Source organism: Sorangium sp. So ce117 (genome assembly GCF_051524395.1).
Taxonomy (GTDB): Bacteria; Myxococcota_A; Polyangia; order Polyangiales; family Polyangiaceae; genus Sorangium; species Sorangium cellulosum_B.
Genome location: NZ_CP150309.1, coordinates 12,855,597 through 12,873,224, shown reverse-complemented (window position 1 = coordinate 12,873,224; position 17,628 = coordinate 12,855,597). Strand labels below are relative to the sequence as shown.

Annotated in this window: 12 protein-coding genes; 3 read left to right on the top strand and 9 right to left on the bottom strand. The window is 71.6% G+C overall.

Features of this window, described 5'->3' with window-relative positions; translation table 11 throughout:
- Positions 1 to 49 precede the first annotated feature (49 nt).
- On the top strand, positions 50 to 928 hold the full coding sequence (miaA, locus tag WMF46_RS48385) for a tRNA (adenosine(37)-N6)-dimethylallyltransferase MiaA (RefSeq protein ID WP_437988022.1): 879 nt from the start codon (positions 50 to 52) through the stop codon (positions 926 to 928).
- 70 nt (positions 929 to 998) lie between these two features.
- On the opposite strand, the gene WMF46_RS48380 is transcribed toward miaA, so the two are convergent.
- On the bottom strand, positions 999 to 1,730 hold the full coding sequence (locus tag WMF46_RS48380; RefSeq protein WP_437983440.1) for a hypothetical protein: 732 nt from the start codon (positions 1,728 to 1,730) through the stop codon (positions 999 to 1,001).
- 480 nt (positions 1,731 to 2,210) lie between these two features.
- Here WMF46_RS48380 and WMF46_RS48375 point away from each other — a divergent pair, with 480 nt between their 5' ends.
- Positions 2,211 to 2,663 (top strand): nuclear transport factor 2 family protein, encoded by a 453-nt coding sequence (locus tag WMF46_RS48375; RefSeq protein ID WP_437547947.1) that lies wholly within the window; start codon positions 2,211 to 2,213, stop codon positions 2,661 to 2,663.
- A 12-nt stretch (positions 2,664 to 2,675) separates the two neighbouring features.
- On the opposite strand, the gene WMF46_RS48370 is transcribed toward WMF46_RS48375, so the two are convergent.
- From WMF46_RS48370 to WMF46_RS48350, 5 genes are all read right to left on the bottom strand, one after another.
- Positions 2,676 to 5,045: a methyltransferase domain-containing protein gene (locus WMF46_RS48370; protein ID WP_437983439.1), complete on the bottom strand. Its 2,370-nt coding sequence runs from the start codon at positions 5,043 to 5,045 to the stop codon at positions 2,676 to 2,678.
- A 134-nt stretch (positions 5,046 to 5,179) separates the two neighbouring features.
- Positions 5,180 to 6,469 (bottom strand): DUF1552 domain-containing protein, encoded by a 1,290-nt coding sequence (locus WMF46_RS48365; RefSeq protein ID WP_437983438.1) that lies wholly within the window; start codon positions 6,467 to 6,469, stop codon positions 5,180 to 5,182.
- Positions 6,470 to 6,569: 100 nt separating this feature from the next.
- Positions 6,570 to 7,895 (bottom strand): DUF1552 domain-containing protein, encoded by a 1,326-nt coding sequence (locus WMF46_RS48360; protein WP_437983437.1) that lies wholly within the window; start codon positions 7,893 to 7,895, stop codon positions 6,570 to 6,572.
- A gap of 51 nt (positions 7,896 to 7,946) precedes the next feature.
- Positions 7,947 to 9,653 carry a DUF1592 domain-containing protein gene (locus tag WMF46_RS48355; RefSeq protein WP_437983436.1) on the bottom strand — a complete coding sequence of 569 codons (1,707 nt, stop codon included), beginning with the start codon at positions 9,651 to 9,653 and terminating at the stop codon, positions 7,947 to 7,949.
- Positions 9,654 to 10,358: 705 nt separating this feature from the next.
- Entirely contained in the window at positions 10,359 to 10,901 is a 543-nt protein-coding gene (locus WMF46_RS48350) for an inorganic diphosphatase (protein WP_272096779.1), read from the bottom strand.
- A gap of 351 nt (positions 10,902 to 11,252) precedes the next feature.
- Between WMF46_RS48350 and WMF46_RS48345 the strand changes: the two genes are divergently transcribed.
- On the top strand, positions 11,253 to 12,680 hold the full coding sequence (locus WMF46_RS48345) for a hypothetical protein (RefSeq protein WP_437983435.1): 1,428 nt from the start codon (positions 11,253 to 11,255) through the stop codon (positions 12,678 to 12,680).
- 56 nt (positions 12,681 to 12,736) lie between these two features.
- Here WMF46_RS48345 and WMF46_RS48340 read toward each other — a convergent pair whose 3' ends face one another.
- From WMF46_RS48340 to WMF46_RS48330, 3 genes are all read right to left on the bottom strand, one after another.
- Positions 12,737 to 14,068: a phosphoribosyltransferase family protein gene (locus WMF46_RS48340; protein ID WP_437983434.1), complete on the bottom strand. Its 1,332-nt coding sequence runs from the start codon at positions 14,066 to 14,068 to the stop codon at positions 12,737 to 12,739.
- Between the two features lie 144 nt (positions 14,069 to 14,212).
- Positions 14,213 to 15,133 (bottom strand): hypothetical protein, encoded by a 921-nt coding sequence (locus tag WMF46_RS48335; RefSeq protein ID WP_437983433.1) that lies wholly within the window; start codon positions 15,131 to 15,133, stop codon positions 14,213 to 14,215.
- Positions 15,134 to 15,567: 434 nt separating this feature from the next.
- The gene (locus tag WMF46_RS48330; protein WP_437983432.1) at positions 15,568 to 17,559 is read right to left on the bottom strand and encodes a DsbA family protein; all 1,992 of its coding nucleotides are present in this window, start codon (positions 17,557 to 17,559) and stop codon (positions 15,568 to 15,570) included.
- Positions 17,560 to 17,628 lie beyond the last annotated feature (69 nt).

Here is a 17,628-nt window from a genome sequence, read left to right as displayed (position 1 = left end):
CGAGCTCGCCCCGGACGCCGGCGCGGGCGCGCCGCCGTCGTGGGAGACGATCGCGCCGCCGGCGCCGGGTGAGCTGCTCGTCGTGGTCGGCCCGACGGCGAGCGGCAAGACCGAGCTCGCCATCCGGCTCGCGGAGCGGTTCGACGGCGAGGTGGTGAGCGCCGACAGCGTGCAGATCTACCGGGAGTTCGACCTCGGCTCCGGGAAGCCGACCCCCGCCGAGCGGGCGCGCGCGCCGCACCACCTTGTCGACGCGGTCGATCCGCTCCAGGCGATCGACGCCCAGCGCTTCGCGGAGCTCGCTGAGGCGGCGATCGACGACATCCGCGGCCGCGGCCGGGTCCCCGTCGTCTGCGGCGGCACGTTCCTCTGGGTGAAGGCGCTCGTGCTCGGCCTGTCGCCCGCGCCGCCCGCCGATCCCGAGGCGCGCGCGCGCCACCGCGCGATCGCCGACGCCGAGGGGCGCGCCGCGCTCCACGCGCGCCTCGCCGCCGTGGATCCGGAGAGCGCGGCCCGCCTCGCGCCCAACGACCTCGTGCGGGTCAGCCGGGCGCTGGAGATCTACGAGCGCTCGGGCCGGACGCAGAGCGCGTGGCACGCGGAGCACGGCTTCCGGGAGCGCCGGCACGCCGCGCGCCTGCTCGCGGTGCACCGGGACCGCGCCGAGCTCGACCGCCGCATCGAGGCCCGCGTCGCCGGGTGGCTGGAGCAGGGCTGGGTGGAGGAGGTCCGCTCGCTCCTCTCCCGCGGCCACGGCGACGCGCGGGCGATGGGCTCCGTCGGCTACCGGCAGGTGCGGGAGCACCTGGAAGGGCGCCTGCCGGCCGACGAGCTCGCGCCGGCCATCGTGCGCGCCACACGCACCTTCGTGCGCCGGCAGCGCACGTGGTTGAGGGACCAGGCGGTCGCGTACGTCGCGCTGCCATGAGTCATTAAACAATAATAATTACAACAACTTATACCAGGGACGCCCGCCGGCGAGGCGCCGCGGGCGACGCTCATGTGCGCTCTTCGCCGGTCCCGCCGCCGCCGCGACGCCTGCCCGCTCCCGCCGGGGGCATGCGCCACCGCACCTCTCCGTCGCAGCGCGGGCAGGCCGCGGTGGACGGCCGCGCCTCCTGGGCGAACGCGACGCGCCCGCAGTGCGAGCAGACGGTCATGTGGCGCTGATAGATGTCCGGGCTCGAGAGGATCGCCGCGGCGAAGAGGCTGAGCACGACGTCGCTCAGGAAGTCGCTCTCGCGCGGCGCCGGCAGCCAGCCGGATCGGTCGCCCACCACGGCCCAGCGGACGCGCGCGCTGTACAGCGCTGCACGGAGAAAGTTGCCCTCGGGGTCCGGTGCCACGAAGTCGAGCAGCGCGCTCCCCACGCGCCGGCGCGCGCGCCCGGTGAGCGCCGCGACCGCCTCGGGCCGCTCGTCCAGCTCGCGGAGCGCCACGGTCTCCGCGCCCGGCTCGCGCACCGCGCGCGGGGCCATCATCCACCCCGGAACGATCACGTGATCGTCGAGCCACGCCCTGAGCTCATGGGGCTCCCATGGGCGGTTCGCCACCTGCATGAAATGGAGCGCCCCGGCCAGGCTCGGGCTCGCGAGCATGCGCCCGCGCAGGGCGACGAACGATCGGGCCCTCCCGGCATCGGCGCGCGCGCGCCAGCCGAGCCTCCTGCTCCGGCTCGCGAGGTCCGTCGGCGCGGCGCCGGGCATCGGGATCTTCAGGGAGTTGCTCATGAGTTCCATGGGGTCTTCCGCCCCGCTGTGCGCCGCGGGGAGCGGCCGGCGAAACGGCGATGTGCGACGCGGTAAGCGCCCGGCGTGCCAGCCGCCGCGGAGGCCCGGAGCTCCTCGCGCGCGCGGGCGGCGCGCGCAGATACGGCATGTTCGCGCGCGCCGGCGGCGCCGCTGAGGCCTCGAAACCGCCATCCGCCGAGCGCGGTTGCGGGGTCCAAGCATCAGGGGGCCACCAGCGCGTCATCGACACCGCAGCTCGCTGGGCTTCATGGGCTCACCCCGGCGGCGCGGGCGCGCGCCCGCGCCGTTCCGGGTCGACAGCCTCGCTCGGACGATCTCGAACCCCAGAGGGCGAGGGGGCGGGGCCCTTCTCGCCTTTTTACGTCCATGCTAACCGCATGTCTCCTCCAGCCAGGAACGGATCGAGAGAGCTCACCACGGAGCACGGCGCGTCCTGCTCCACGCGATGAAAGGACGACCATGACGCGAGAGTTGAGTGACGTGCAGGCGATCCAGAATGTCGTTGTCCGGATCGCCCACCACATCGACAAGCGGCGCTGGACCGAGCTCCGCGGCCTCTATGCCGACGTCGTGGTGGCCGATTTCACGTCGGTCTTCGGGGGCGAGCCGCAGGAGCAGAAGACGGACGATCTGCTCGCGGGCTGGAGCAAGTTTCACGACGCGATCGACGCATCACAACATTTCCTCGGCCCCCTCGACATCGAGGTGAAAGGAGAGCACGCCTCCGTGGAGTGCCATGTCCGCGCCCACCATCGGTTCGCGCGCGCGCCGGGCGGCGAGGACTGGCTGGTCGCGGGCCACTACCGCTATGAGCTCGCCAGGCACGCCGGCGGCTGGAAGATCTCCAAGGTCAGGTTCGAGGTGTCGTACCAGACCGGCAACACGAACATGTTCGAGGAAGCGCTCAGGTAAGCCTGCCGCGGGTCACCGCGGGTGTGGCGGCGCGATCGCCAGGCCGAGCGCGTGCGCCGCGCGCAGGGCCGCGACGCGGAGGTGGCCGTCCGGCAGGCGCTCTCGCCCCGCGACGAGCTCGATCAGCGGCACCCACGAGAGCCGCCGAGCGGCATCGGACCCCGGCGCGAGGTCGGGCACGGCGGCAGCCGAGGCGGGCGCGCCGGCCGAGGCAGGCGCCGCGGTGACCACGAAGGCGAGCGGCTGGACCAGCTCCGGGGTCAGCCCTGGCGAAGGGCGGTAGGCCCCGCCGAGCTCGACGGCCGCCCCCACCCGAACGCCGTACTCGGCCTGCAGCCGCTCGCGCACGAACGCCTCGGCGGCCGAAAGCGCGCTCACGCTCCGCGGCAGCCGCCACGCCGGCGCGACAAGGATGCCGCTGTTGCCGGAGAAGCTCTGGGCGGCCGGCAGATCGTGGTCGTCCACGCCGAGCACGACCTCCCCCGACGGCGCCCGCGCGAGCAGCGCCGTCGAGACCGTGAGCACCCCGAGCGGCCGAGGCACCACGTACTCCAGCTCCCGCGCGGCCACCACGCCGCCGTCTGCTGTCAGCTCCTCGAAGCGCGCCCGCCGCACCTCGAGGAACCCCGCGCTGGCGCTCGGGTCCACCCGCGAGAACCTCCGGCGGCTCGGGCGCGCGAGCAGCGCGGCGAGCGACGTCGGCTGCACGGCGGCCACGCCGCTGCCGTCGGCGTCGTCGGCGTCGTCGCCGGCACCGCCAGCGACGCCCGCGCCGGCCGCCGCGAGCGGGATCTCGTCGCCGATCCACGGCCCGAACGGCAGGCCAAAGCGCGCCAGGAGGTCGTAGACGTTCAGCTCGAGCCGCGCGTCGGGCAGGCCGCCGACCTGCGCGGCGCGGAGGAGCTGGCGCGCCTCGATGGCGCGGATGCGCCCCGAGGTGCCGAACCCCGACACGTTCTCCGAGGGCGCGTTCACGAACGTGGGCTCGACCTCGACCAGCATCGAGCGCACCTCTTCGAGGATGCCGCCCGGCGACGGGTAGTACGTCGTGCCCGGGATCATGCGCTGGATCGCCGCCGCCCGCACCCCGGCCGCCCGCTCCAGCGCATGCTCGACCGTGTGCCCGACCGGGAACTCGGTCTGCACGACCGCGATCGGCTCGGCCAGATAGTCCGCCGGCCCGCTGCCGTCGAGCGGAGGCGTCTCCTCGCGGCAGGCGCGCGCGATCGGCCGCGGATAGCTGGTCCGCGCCAGCACATACGCCGTCTCACCCGCGAAGAAGAACGGCACGATGTCCAGCGTGGGGTGCGGCCGCGCTGCCAGGTCGAACACCTGCCCTGTCGCCCGATCCTGGTGGTGCTCGATCCGCAAGAACTGCCTGGCGCTCTCCGCGGGCGCGAGCCGGAACGAGACCCCTTGACCGGCCTTCACCTTCTCTCCGACGATCAGGTAGTTCGTGGGCGGATAAGGCAGGCGCGCGCCCGTGGTGTCCCGGAGCTCGAAGCGACCGACGAACCTGTTCCGCACGATCCAGGGGTTGCGCAGCGGCGTCGACGACAGCACGCGCAGGCCGAGCCGTGCGAAGAGCGCCTCGAACTGCGCTTGAGAAAAATAGGTGTACTCCTCCTTGACCTCGGCCTCCCAGTCAGCGCGGTAATCCTTCCTCAACACGAACTCGACAGCATGCTTGTGGGCGAGCCGATACCGGCGCCACCCCGGGCGCGGCGCGGGGAGCGCGCCGGAGGGCTCCCTCGGGGCGCGCGCCAGCGGGAACCCCGGCTCCGGCGAGAGCGAGCGAAATTCGCCCGCGAACCGCTCGAGCAGCGCCGCCGTCGAGGCGCCGCGGGGATCGCGGCCGTCGTCGCCGTCCTCGGCGGGCACGTCCAGAAACACCGTCTCCGGCCCGGGATCGACGAAGTCCCTCACCACGAGCACCCCGCCCGGCGAGAGCTGCTCCACCTGCGCCGCCAGCGCTTCCGCGGCGTTCGCGTGGCGGTAGCCCCCGTACGAGGTGACGTGGTGGAGCACCGACGAGTCGAAGACGCCGTCGAGGCTCTCGGGCGGGAATACCGTCCTGGCGATGTCGCCCAGCTGAAAGCCCAGGTTCGGTTGCTGATGAGCGCGGCGCGCGAGCTCGACGACCGTCGGATCGATGTCGACGCCGATCACCTCGAGGCGCGGGTAGAGCTGGGCCAGCGCGGCGCTGCCCTGCCCCGAGCCCATGCCCATGTCGGCGACGCGGCCCTCGCACAGGAGGTGCGCTGCCGTGAGCGCGACCTTCTGGCGCATCGACGCGTCCATCGCCGACAGGTACCGCGCGTACGCGGACAGGTCGTCTCGCCGTTGATCTGCCTCGTATCCCGCCGGCGCGCGCGTCGTCATGGTGGCGAGTGTACGCCGGGCGCGGGACGGGGGTCGACGGCGGCGTGCGCCCGGGAGAGCGCAGGCGCCCGGGCGCGGCGCGGCGGTCGCGGGGAACCGGAGCGCGCGCGCCGGAAAGCGGCGCGCCGGCCGCCTCAGCTGGCCGAAAGGCCCGGGAGCGGCGACTTGGACCGCAGGTTCGAATCGCCGAAGCCGGAGAAGTCCGTGACGCCCATCGCGTCGCACAGGCTGAGCAGCACGCGCTCGTGCCGCTCGCCGCTCTTGATGTACCGGCCGCCAGGGGCCGTCTTCAGATAGCCGCCTTCACCGCTCGCCAGGACGAACTTCATCTCGTTCTGGTTGTGGTTCGGCGAGTCGCCCATGTCGCGGCACCACGCGATCAGCGTGTTGTCGAAGAGCGTCCCGGAGCCGTCGGCCTCCGGGATCGCCTTCAGCTTGTTGATGAGGTCGACGAACCGCTGCGACAGCCACTTCTCCAGCTTGATCAGGTCGAGGTGCGCCGGTGCGCCGGTGTGGATCATGGCGCCGTGCTCGTCGCCCTTCAGCCCGATGTCCGGGAGATCGACGTTCATGGCCTGATCCGAGCCCCACTGGATCGCGCCGACGCGGGTGATGTCGCACGCGAACGCGCCGACGAGGAGATCCATGTGGAGCAGGTTGGCCTGGAGCGGGTTGGCCGGATCGGTGGAGGGCTTGGTCGGCACGCTGCAGCCGCCGGTCTGGCCGGACGACGCGTTGGACAGCCGCTCCTCGACCTGCCGGATCGAGTCGATGTGCAGCTCCAGCTTGTACTTCTGCTCGGAGCCGAGGTTCCCCTCGAGCGCCTTGATCTCGTTCTTGAGGTGATCGAGGACGCTCTTGCGACGGCGCAAGAGATCGTCTGACGACGTGTTCGACGGGATCGCCGAGCCGAACAGGGTGGAGTAGGCGGACGTCGGAGAGGCGATGCCCGGCAGGTTGTCCTTGCGATAATACGGCGATCTCCCCCCGTTCACCGTGCTCTCGGCCCCGAGCAAGAGCGAGGGGATCTGCGTCTTCGTGCCGGCGGCGATCAGCTTGTCCGCGATGAACTGGTCGACGGAGATCAGCTTGGCGGGGTCGCTGAAGCCGAGCCCCGTCAGGGCGTCGGGCGCGCCGTGGTTGTTCCCCGGATTCCCGCTGGGGAGGCCGTCCACGAGCACGACGTGCTGCTTCACGTCCGCCAGCGGCGACGTCGACTCGCTGAACGTGGGGGTCTCGCCCGAGACGCTCGTGGGCTTCCAGATCGATGGCGCGGTCCCCATCGTGCAGAACAAAAGGAGCCGCTTGGGCTTCCGCCCGGGCGCCGCCTCGGCGATGGAGTCGAGGAATGGGTTGAACAAGAAGCCGGCCCCGACGCTGGCCCCCAGCCCCTTGAGGAAATCTCTACGACGATTGCTGCGCATGAACGACCCTTTCACGCTACCGATCTCGCGCCAGCGGAGCTCGCCGCGACAGGTGCGTGGGGGCGCACCTGTCGCGGCGAGCGGCCTCGCGCCCTCGGTGTCAGGTCGCGGCGATGCCGGGGAGCGGCGACTTGCTGCCCAGAGCCGGATCTCCGAAGCCGGAGAAGTCCGTGACGCCCATCGCGTCGCACAGGCTGAGCAGCACGCGCTCGTGCCGCTCGCCGCTCTTGATGAACCGGCCGCCAGGGGCCGTCTTCAGGTAACCGCCGTTGCCGCTCGCCAGGACGAACTTCATCTCGTTCTGGGTGTGGTTCGGCGCGTCGCCCATGTCACGGCACCAGGCGACCAGCGTGTTGTCGAGGAGCGTCCCGGAGCCGTCGGCCTCGGGCGTCGCCTTCAGCTTCTTGATGACGCCGACGAACTGCTGGTGCAGCCACTTCTCGAGCTTGATCAGGTCGAGGTGCGCAGGGGCGCCGGTGTGGATCATGCCGTTATGCTCCTCACCGCTGAGCCCGATCTCGCTCAGGTTCGCGTTCATCATCTGATCCGAGCCCCACTGGATCGCCGCGATGCGGGTGATATCGCACGCGAACGCGCCGACGATGATATCCAGATGAAGCTGGTTGGCCTTCAAGCCATTGGTCATGTCGCCGGTCGGCGTTGCCGGGACGGAGCAGGCGCCCGTCCCTCCTCCTCCTCCCGGGGTCATGGTGTTCGAGAGCCGCTGCTCGAGCTGGCGGATCGACTCGAGGTGCAGATCCAGCTTGTACTGCTGCTCCTTCCCCAGGTTTCCCTTGAGCGACGTGAGCTCTTTCGTGAGGTTGTCGAGGACGCTCTTGCGCCGCTTCAGCAGGGCCTCGGCGGCGCTGTTGTCGTTGTTGTTGCCTTGGTTGTTGGACGGCGTGAAGCCCGTGAACACGGTCGAGTAGGCGGACGTGGGGGAGGCGATCGGCGAGAGGTTGGTCCCCTTGTAGAACCCCGTCTTGCCGCCCTCGACGGCGGCGCCGAGCAGGAGCGAGGGGATGGGCGTCGACAGCCCGCTGCCCTTCAGCTTCTCGACAATGTACTGGTCGACCGAGATCAGCCCGTAGGGGCCGTTGCTGTAATAGCCCATCCCGGTGAGGCCGTCGGCGGAGCCGTGGTTGTTGCTGGGGCTCCCGCTGGGGAGGCCGTCCAGCATCACGATGTGCTCCTTCACCTCCTCGAGCGGCGAGGTGGACTCGCTGAACGTGGGGGTCTCGCCGGAGACGCTCTTGGGCTTCCAGATCGAGGGGGCCGTCCCCATGGTGAAGAAGATCAGGAGCCGCTTCGGCTTCTTCCCGGGAGCCGCGTTGGCGATGGAATCATAGAAGGGAGAGAACAGAAGGCTGGCGCCCAGGCTGGCCCCGACACCCTTGAGAAACTTCCTACGACTGTGGCTGCGCATGACCGATCCTTTCACTCGCTACCGATCTGTTCTTGGGTTGCAGCCGTGGGGTCACGGACCTTGGACTCTGCGGGTGAAGTGCGGCGCGCGCGTCAGCGCGAGCCACACGCTCTTGAGGCGGAACTCGTCCGCCGCGGCGGCCTGCTGGACCGTCTCGTACGTGCAGCCGTCCTGCTCCCAGGTGCCGCCGAACGCGTAGTACGACCAGTAACGGACCATGCACGCCTTGACGTCCTCGCTCGCCGCGAGGTAGTCGGCAAGCTCGGTGACGCCGCTGAAATTGACGTCTCCACCGGTGGGCGGCTCGACGACCGTGCCGGTCACGTCGACGGGGATCCCGTTCTCGTCGTTCCGCCACCGGCCGAACGTGTCGTAGTGCTCGAAGCCGACGCCGATCTTGTCGGTGAACTTGTGGCAACCCGCGCAGTACTCCGCCTTCGTGTGCTGCTCGACCATCTCGCGCGTGGTCGCCGGGGTCTCCAGGGGCTTGACGTTCGGATCCACGCCGGGCGGCGGGGGCTCGAGCGGCTGGCAGAGGAGCCGCGTGCGGACCATCTTGCCGCGCTGGGTCGGCGAGGACAGCTTCGCGCTGCCATGCCCCGTCAGGAAGCTGCCGTGGGCCAGGATGCCCCCGTCGCGCTGCCCCGGGGTGAGCGTCACCTTCGTCAGCTCGGTGCCCCCGGCGCCGTTGATGCCGTAGTGCGCACCCAGGCTGGCGTTGATGAACGTGTGGTCCGCCTGCAGGAGGTTGGCGAACGAGCCGTTCTGGTTGAACGCGGTGTCCACGACGAGCGCCTGCGTCTCGGCCATCATGTCCTTGCGCATGGCGTCCGTGAGATCGAAGAGCGTGTTGTCCTTCACCGCGGTGACGAGGCGGTTCAGCTGGAGCCAGCCGCGCATGAACCGCATCATCTCCTTCTCGGCGAGCGGCCTTGTCGCCGAGTCCTCCAGCAGGCGCAGCGCGTGCTGGGCGATCTGCTCGCTGGTCAGGTTGGCACCCTGGGCGGCGGCCGCGTCGGCGGCTTGCAACAGCGCCTCGTCCGGCATGGTCCCGGTCAGCAAGTACGAGAGGTTGCTCGCGATCTCGTGCGGGGTGAGCTCATAGACGCCCGAGCCGCTCGCCTCGGTCCCGATCTCGTGGCGATAGAGGAAGTACGGCGACTGCAGCATGGCGCCCACGACCACCTTGGCGCCGTCCTCGAACGACTTCTCCGCCCCGAACAGCGCGTCGTAGGACGCGACGCGCTCGTCGGTGAGCTTGTCGCGGAACGCGCGGCGGCCGAAGTCGCGGATGAACTCGGTCCGGCAGCTCGCGTCCAGGGTCCTGCACGCCGTCGTGGTGATGCTGGCGAGCTTGTTCGTCACCGCCCAGTCGGCGGTCGTCTCGGCCCAATCCATGATCTGCTGGGCCGTCAGGTCGCGAATCACCAGCGCGTTCGCGTCGGCCGTGAACCCGAGCACCTGCGGATCGTTGAAGATGCTCGGGAGGGCGACGCTCTGGTCCTTGAACAGATCGCGGGCAGTGGCCTCGAATTGATCCACCGTCAGGCGACGCACCACGCGCGGGCCCGGGGTGCTCTTGTCCGCAACCTCGCACTCCGACACCTCCGGGATCTCCGGGGGCACCTCCGGCGGATCGTTGGGGCCCCCGCCGTCGCCGCCGCTGCTGCTGCTGCCGTTGCCGCTGCCGTTTCCGCTGCTGTCGCCGCTGCTACCCGTCTCGGAGGGCGTCCCGTCGGGGTTTCCGAGGTTGCCCAAGCAACCGAGCGGGCCGGCGAGGAGAAGCGCCACTGCGGAGTAGCGGCGACACGCTTTCGCCGAAACTAAGCTATTAAGCGTGCTCATCATTGCTTGAGAAAAGCTGATGTCTCTCATGTTGTCAAGCCCCGATCAAGCGGTGTCGCCTCGATAATCCATGCGCATACCCGCGCGCTTCAATGGCCTGTCACCGAATCGTCCGCGTCATTCGTGTTGTTTGCGTTGATTGCGTTCGCCGCGTTCGAATCGTTTTCAGCGTCGTTTTCAGCGTCTTTGCCCTGCCTGCTCGCCTGCATGCGTCATGGTGGGCCCTTGGTGGCTCTCCCCGGAGCGAAGTCGAGTTCGACGCTCCGCGTTGAGCCGACTCACGGTGTCACCCGCCACGCCAGAGAGCTCGACCTCCCACCGGATCCGAGGCCGAACCGGAGCCGCTGGATCGCCGGGCGCGTTTCGACCTCAGGGCTCTGGGCGAGCCGCTGGGCAAGGCCTTCGTCGTCCATGAGCGTCGAGAAGCGATCCACGGCGGGCGGTAAAGCAACCCTCGTGCCGAGTATTCTCGCGGGGTTACCGGGCGCCGCTGTGCCCGGTTTCTGGATTTTTTCGAAGGTTGCGAGGGGTGGACGCCGAGGGGTCCAGGAAGGGCGATCCACCGCTTCCGCGATCCATCCATGCGCCGCTGCAACCGGGCCCCCAGGGCCAGCCGCGTCAGCCCTTGGACCAGGCGCTGATCGAGCGATAGCTCGCGACGGACTCCTCGATGACCTCCAGGGCGCGGTTCCTGTCGTACATCGTATCTACCTCTGCGAGCTTGTTCTCGAGCGTCTTGTAGTCGATGAAGAACCGCATGAGCTCCTTGGTCACGTGCGGCGGCAGCTCCTCGTGGGTCAGGTAATGGGCCACGGAGGGGTCGTCGACGGCGACCGCGATGATCTTGTCGTCGACGCCCTTGTCGTCGCGCATGAAGAAGCCGCCGATGGCGCGCGCCCTCACGATCGTGAGCGGCACGACCGGCTCTTGCATGATGACGAGGACGTCGAGCGGGTCGCCGTCGCCCGCGTGTGTCTGAGGGATGAAGCCGTAATTGGCCGGGTAGTGCACTGACGAGTAGAGCACTCGGTCGAGCATCAAGAGCCCGGTCTTCTTGTCGAGCTCATACTTGCACTTCGATCCTTTCGGGATCTCGATCACCACCGGGAAGAAGTCGTGTCGGCTGTCGGGGAGCAAGATGTCGTGGAGCGGATGGGTCATTGAATCGTCCTGGGCTTTCGCCCCCGCCCGGGAGGCGGGCGAGGGGCGCACAGGATACCAGGAGTTCGATTCGGTGAGATCGGCGTCCAGACACCCCCGCATTCCCGCTCTGGAACGAGATGAGCCACGCCGCCGCCGGGGCCCTCCAGGCGCGGGGCGCAGGACCGACGTTGGCGAGCATGGGCAAGGGCGGTCGCTCGTGCGATGAGCTAGCGCGAAGCCGCCGGAGCAGACTCGCCGGCGGATCTCCGGATACCAGGTGCGCTCCCCATGAGACCGTTCCCCACACGCGCCCCAGCAGCGCGACCCAAGCGAGCGCCCGCGCTACGACGCAAGGCGCCCTGGGCGCTGGTGATCCTCGCCCTGGGCGCGGCCCTCGGCGGCCCCCCCGCGGCAGCGGCGCGCGCAGCGGACGCGCCGTCGGCCAGGCCGCCCTCGCCCGTCGCGAGCGCGCAGGCCGGGGCGCCTCCCGACGACAGCGCCTCGGTGGCCGCCGCCCCGCCGGCCGAGGGCCGACCCGTGATCTCGCCGGTGCAGCGCCCGGACGAGCGCGACGTCCGCGATGTCCGACAACGCGCTTGCTCCTTCACGCTGCCCGTCTGCGTGCACGCGCCCGCGGACGTCCCCGGCGCCGCCGTCCTCGAGAGCCTCACCGACCTTGAGGCCGCGATGCGGGCCTACGACGCGCTCGGTCTGCCGCGCCCGCTCCCCGATGGCGCGCGGGGCGGCGGCCCATCGTACGACCTCTACCTGGAGCGCGGCCCGCGCCGCGGCCCGATGCGCGTGGGGCACGACCTGCGGGCGCTCGGGGAGCGGTTCGACGCCGCGAGCGCGTTCGCCATCATCGCAGCGCCGGGGCGCGGCGGCGGGTGCGCGAGCGCGTCCGACGCGGCCTACGCGCTCGGAGCCGCCGTCGCCATGCGCCTCGACGCCGGGGCGGAGCAGGGCGCGATCGCCATGACGGCGAGCTACCTCGCCGCGATCGCGGCGCCCTGCGCGGCCGAGGAGCTCGCCGCGGTCGACGCCTTCCAGCGGGCGCCCGAGCGGGCGCTCACCGGCGCGGCGCTCGGCGCGCTCGACGGCGGCCTGCTCTTTCCGTGGTACCTCGACGACGCGTACGGCACCGGGACGCCGGCGCAGGTCGCGACGTCGCTGCTCGCCATCGCGGCGCAGTCCACGCCCGCGGGCTCGGCGCGCTTCCACGCCGAGCCCGACACCTTCGATGCGCTCCGGGCGTCCCTGCGATCCCGCGGCGAGGACCTCGACGACCTGCTCCTCGAGTTCGCCATCGCGCGAGCGTTCCTGGGCAGCCGCAGCGACGGCGCGCACCTCTCCGACGCCGAGCGCTTCGGCGATTTCGGCCGGGTTCGCTTCGAGTGGTCGCTGCCCTACGCCACGCTCCCGCGGCGGGTCGCGCCCCTGCGCCCGATCGAGCCGACCGGCGCGACGTACCTCTGGCTCGATCTCTCGGCGGAGAACGCGGCCGCTCGGCCGGATCTCAAGACGGCCGAGATCACCTTCGTGGCCGACTGGGAGCTGCCCGCGCTGTTCCGCTGGGCGATCGTGAAGGTCGACGCGCAGGGCGCCGAGGCCGGCCGCGTCGACGTGGCCGGCGTCTTCGGCAGCAGCCGCGCGCAGCGCACGGTGGTGGGGCTCGACGGGCTCTCGGGGCTGCTCGTCGTGGGCGTCAACGCGGGGAGCATGATCCGGAGCCTCCCGTTCGATCCCGACGACGCGCCGTTCATGCCGCACGCGTACACGGTCTGGCTCTCCAGGTAGGCGCCGCGCCGGCCGGCGCTCCCGCCGGGCGCCCTGCGCAGGCCGCGGCAGGCGCGTCACGCCCTCGCCTCGGCTCCTCGCGCGATCAGGTGCTGCGCGAACCACTCGCCGGCGAGCCGGGCGACCGCCGCGAGCGCGCCCGGCTCCTCGAACAGGTGCGTCGCGGAAGGCACGACGGCGAGGCGGCGCGGGCCCACGAGCGCGTCGAGGGCAGCCTGGTTCAGCGCCAGCACCTCGGTGTCCGCGCTGCCCACGATGAGCAGCGTCGGCGCGCGCACCATCGTCAGGGCCGCGCCCGCGAGGTCGGGCCTGCCGCCGCGCGACACGACGGCGCCCACGGCGCGCGGCCGCGCCGCCGCGGCGATGAGCGCGGCCGCCGCGCCGGTGCTCGCGCCGAAGTAGCCGACCGCGAGGTGACGGAGCTCGGGTCGCGCGAGCGCCCAGTCCGTCGCCCCGATCAGCCGCCGCGCGAGCAGATCGACGTCGAAGCGGAGGTGGGCGCTCCGGCGATCTTCCGCCTCTTCCTCGTCGGTGAGCAGGTCGAAGAGCAGCGTGGCCAGCCCCCACCGCCAGAGCGCCTCCGCGACCGAGCGGTTGCGAGGGCTCCTGCGGCTGCTGCCGCTGCCGTGCGCGAAGATCACGAGGCCGCCCGCCCTCTCCGGGATCGCGAGGTCCCCGGGGAGCGCCGCCGTCCCTGCCTCGACGAAGAGCGGCGGCTCCGCCCCTTCCGGCCTCGGGACCTCGCGCCGCGCCTCGGCGAGCAGCGTGGCGACGACGTCGTCCGACGTCTGCGAGAAATCCTCGTAGTAGGCGCCGATCGCCTGGAGGCCCGGGTCCTCCTCGATGCAAGCGATGCCGTCGACCTCGCGGCTGAGCGACGACAGGCTCGACGGCGCGGCGACCGGCGCGGCGAGCACGAGCCGCCTCGGCGAGCGCTTGCGCAGGTCGCGCAGCGCGGCCCGCACGGTGCCGCCGGTCGCGATGCCGTCGTCCACGACGATCACCGTCCGCCCCTCGACGCGGGGCATCGGCCTGTCACCCCGGAACCGGCGCACCCCGCGCTCCACCTCGGCGGCCTGCCGCTCCGCGATCTCGGCGAGCTCCGCCTCGGAGATCCCCAGCAGCGCGACGAGGCCCCGATCGATGTACACCTCGCCCCCCTCGGCGATCGCGCCCACGCCGAGCTCCGGCTGCCCGGGTGCGCCGAGCTTGCGCACGATCCACACATCGAGCGGCGCGCCCAGCGCGCGCGCCACCTCGTAGCCCACCTCGACGCCGCCGCGCGGCAGGGCGAGCACGAGCGGCGCCTCGCTCCTGTACCCCGAGAGCAGCTGCGCGAGCCTGCGCCCGGCGTCCCTGCGATCCTCGAACAGCTTCGCTCGCCCCATCGTCCCCTCCCCTCACGTCCGCTCCTGCGACTCCTTCAAAAGCGGTGCCGCGGGGCGCGCGCGGCGCGGGCTCGGCCGCGCGCGACGCGACGAGAGGCGGGGGTTGACAGCGATACGGGCAAGGCCGCGCCCGTCACCGCCCCATCAACCGAACAGGCTCCACTCGTCCTCGATGAGCGAGAGCGCGTTGATCAGCTCGACCGCGAGCTCGCGATCGAGCCACTCGTCGATGCGCTGGCCCGCGGCGATCGCGCTGAAGCCCGCGCGTGGGATGCGCTTCGCGAGGTGCGAGAGGCACGAGCCGGTCCGATCGAGGCGCGCGACCCAATCGGTGTCGCGATAGGCATATCTGGCCTGGTGGAACAGCGAGTCGCTGAGCGCCGAGATCCTGTCGCGCACGACGTCGGCGGGCTCGGCGCGGGACGCGATCGCCTCGCGCACCTCGCCGATGGCGCGCAGCACGAGGCAGACCGGCGCGCCCGGATGGAACGAGGTGCGCTTCGGTGAGAACGTCAGCCCGTCGAGCGCAAGGAAGTACCAGGCCTGCGGCGAGGACACGCGATAGAGGAATGCGGCGTTGCAGGCGTCGGCCGCCCTCATCGCGATCTGCCAGGCGCCTTGCTCGTCGATGCCGTCCTGCTCCGCGGGCATCCCGTCGATGCGCTCGATCCCGGCGCCGCTGGCGAGCGGGTCGGCCCACGCCATGACCAGGACCGAGGTCGCGCACGACCAGCTGCACAGGAGGCGCGCGCTCGCCTCCGCGGACACGCGCCCGCTCGGCGCGATCCAGACGAAGCGCCCCTCCTTGAGATCGGCGCGGTACTCGTGGAGCGCGGCGCCGTGGCCTTCGAGCTGCTGGAAGAGCTCCTCCCCCCGCGCCGCCCAGCGCTGGGCGAGGGCCTCCTCGGCGCTCTCGGACGGCGTGTCGTCCCAGTCGAGCTCAGGCGGCCGGGGCGGCGAGAACTCCGCGTCATCCGCTCCGCTCTTCGCCTTCGCGTTCCGGGGTCGGCGCTTCGGCGGCGCGGCGCTGGCCTGCTCGCCGGCGCGCGCTCTCGGGGGACGCATCCTCGGCGCCGCCGGTGGCTCGGCCGCCGCGCGCTTCCCCGGCGCTGCCGGTCGCTTCGCGACGGCGGCCTCCACGAGCGAGGTCGCGCCCTTTGCCTTCCTGGGCCTGGCGCGCGAGCTTGCGGGCGCCCGCTCCTGCCCGTCGCGCAGCGCGGCCGGCGGGCCCGCCTTCGCGCCCGCCTTGCCATGACGCCGCGCACGCGCGGATCCGCTCGATGCCTTGACGGTGCGCCTGGGTTCGGCCGATGTCCCTCGACCGCGCGGTTTGGGCATTGCGACAGGCTATCACGAGCTCGAAGCGCGATATCGATGGAGGCGCCCCGGGAAACGCACATGGTGAGCCGAGCGCCAGATCGCTCGGAGCGCAGGTCCTGGGGCCCGGAGCCGGAGCGCGCGCCGCCGGGACGCGCGTGTCGCGCGTGTTCAGGTCGTGTTCAGTTCGCTTCGCTGAGGGCGCGCCGAACTACCTTCTTGAATTTCGCGAGCGGCTGGGCTCCGCTGACCAGGTAACCATTGATCACGAACCCGGGAGTCCCGGTGATGCCGGCGCTCCGCGCGGCCTGCGCGTCGGCCTCGACGGCGGCGCGATGGGTGTGCTCGTCGAGCGCCTTTGCGAAGCGCGCCGCGTCGAGCCCGAGGCTCTTGGCGTGCTGCTCCAGGGCCGCGCGGTCGAGGTTCGAGGCGTCGCTCACCTTGAAGAGCAGGTCGTGCATCTTCCAGAAGCCGGCCGGCCCTTTCTGCGCGAGCGCTTCCATGGCCGCTTCGGCGGCCAGCTGCGCCTCCGGGTGGAAGGGGAGCGGCAGGTGACGGTAGACGACACGGACCTTGCCCGGGAACGCCTTGATGAGCTCGTCCATCGTGGCGGCGGCGCGCGCGCAGAAAGGGCACTGGAAGTCGGAGAACGCCTGGATGACCACCTTGCCCGCGGCCGCGCCCTTGCTGGGGTGGCCCTTGGGCACCGGCGGCACGGCCACCTTCGGCGGCGGCGCCGGCGGGACCGCCTGCTTCTGGATGGCCTCGTACACCTTCGCGCGCGGCGTCCCGGCCACGACCATCGCCTCCGCCTTGGCGATCTCCTCGTCGATGATCGCCTGGAACTTCTCGATCGGCTGCGCGCCGACGAGGCTGCGGCCATTGATGAAGAAGTGCGGGGTCCCCTGGGCGCCGAGATCGTCGGCGAGATCCACGTCGGCCTCGATCTTGGCAGCGTGCTTGTGCGAGGCGACGGCGCGCTTCACCGCGTCGACGTTCAGCCGGAGGTCCGCGGCGGCGGCCTCTAGGGCGGCGTCGTCGAGGGCGGCCTCGCCGGCGAGGAGGCGATCGTTGGCCTGCCAGAAGGCGTCGTTTCCCTTCTGGGCGCGGGCCTCGCGCGCGAGCTCTGCAGCGGGCTCGGCCCGGGGGTGGAACGGGAGCGGGTTGTCCTTCCAGACGACGCGCAGCTTGTCGCCGTACTGCGCCCTGAGCTTCTCGACCGTCGGCGTGACCCGCCTGCAGAACGGACACTGATAGTCGCTGAACAGCACCATCGTCACGAGCGCCGTGTCCGCGCCGCGCACGGGCGAGTCCCCGACGGGCACGAGGTGCACCACGCCGCTGTCGCCTTCCTCTTCGGCGTCGTCGGGCTCCTCGGCGGGAGGAGCGAAGTTCTTCTTCGCGAGCGCCGCGTAGATCTTCTCCGGCGGCGTCCCCTCGGCGCGGAGCGCCTGCGCCGCGGCGAGCTGCGCGTCGATGATCTCCGCAAACCGCTCCGCCGGCTGCGCGCCGACGAGGAGGACGCCGTTGATGAACGACGCCGGCGTGCCGTTCACGCCGAGCCGCCCGGCGAGCGCCATGTCCGCGTCGACCTTCTGCGCCGCCCTGCTCTGCTGGACGAGCTGCTGGATCTGGCCGGGGGTCACGCCGGCCCGCCGGAGCGCGTTGGCCTCGACCTCCGGCGAGAGCCGCTCGTCGGCCGTGAAGATGGCGTCGTGAAACGCCCAGAAGGCCTTGGGACCCGCGTGCGCGAACACCGCCATCGCGGCCTCGGCCGTCGGCCGCGCCTGCTTGTGGAAGGCGAGCGGGAAGTTCTTCCACACGATCCGCAGCCGCTCCGCGCCGTACCGCTGCTCCAGCTGCCTCAGCGTGCCGCCCAGGTGCTTGCAGAAGGGACACTCGAAATCGGAGAACACGACGATCGTCACGGGCGCGAGCCGGCCGCCGCGCGCCGGATCCGCGCGGGTCACCGGCACCGGACCGGGGTCGCCGTCCGCGACCATCACCTCGTCATCGAACGTCGCTCCCGGATCCGCGGCTGGGCCCGGCTGCCGCGCGGAGGCGCCGCTGCTCTTCACCTGCGAAGCGTCTGGAGGGGGCGGCAGCGCGGAGCTGCAAGCCAGGGCGAACAGCAACGAGAGCCAGGCGACGGCGGCGATGGCGCGGCGAGACATCGCGCGAGTGTACTCCGGTTCCGCGATGACGCCTTCGCCGCGCGGGCGTCGCTGTGCCCAGCGCGGAAC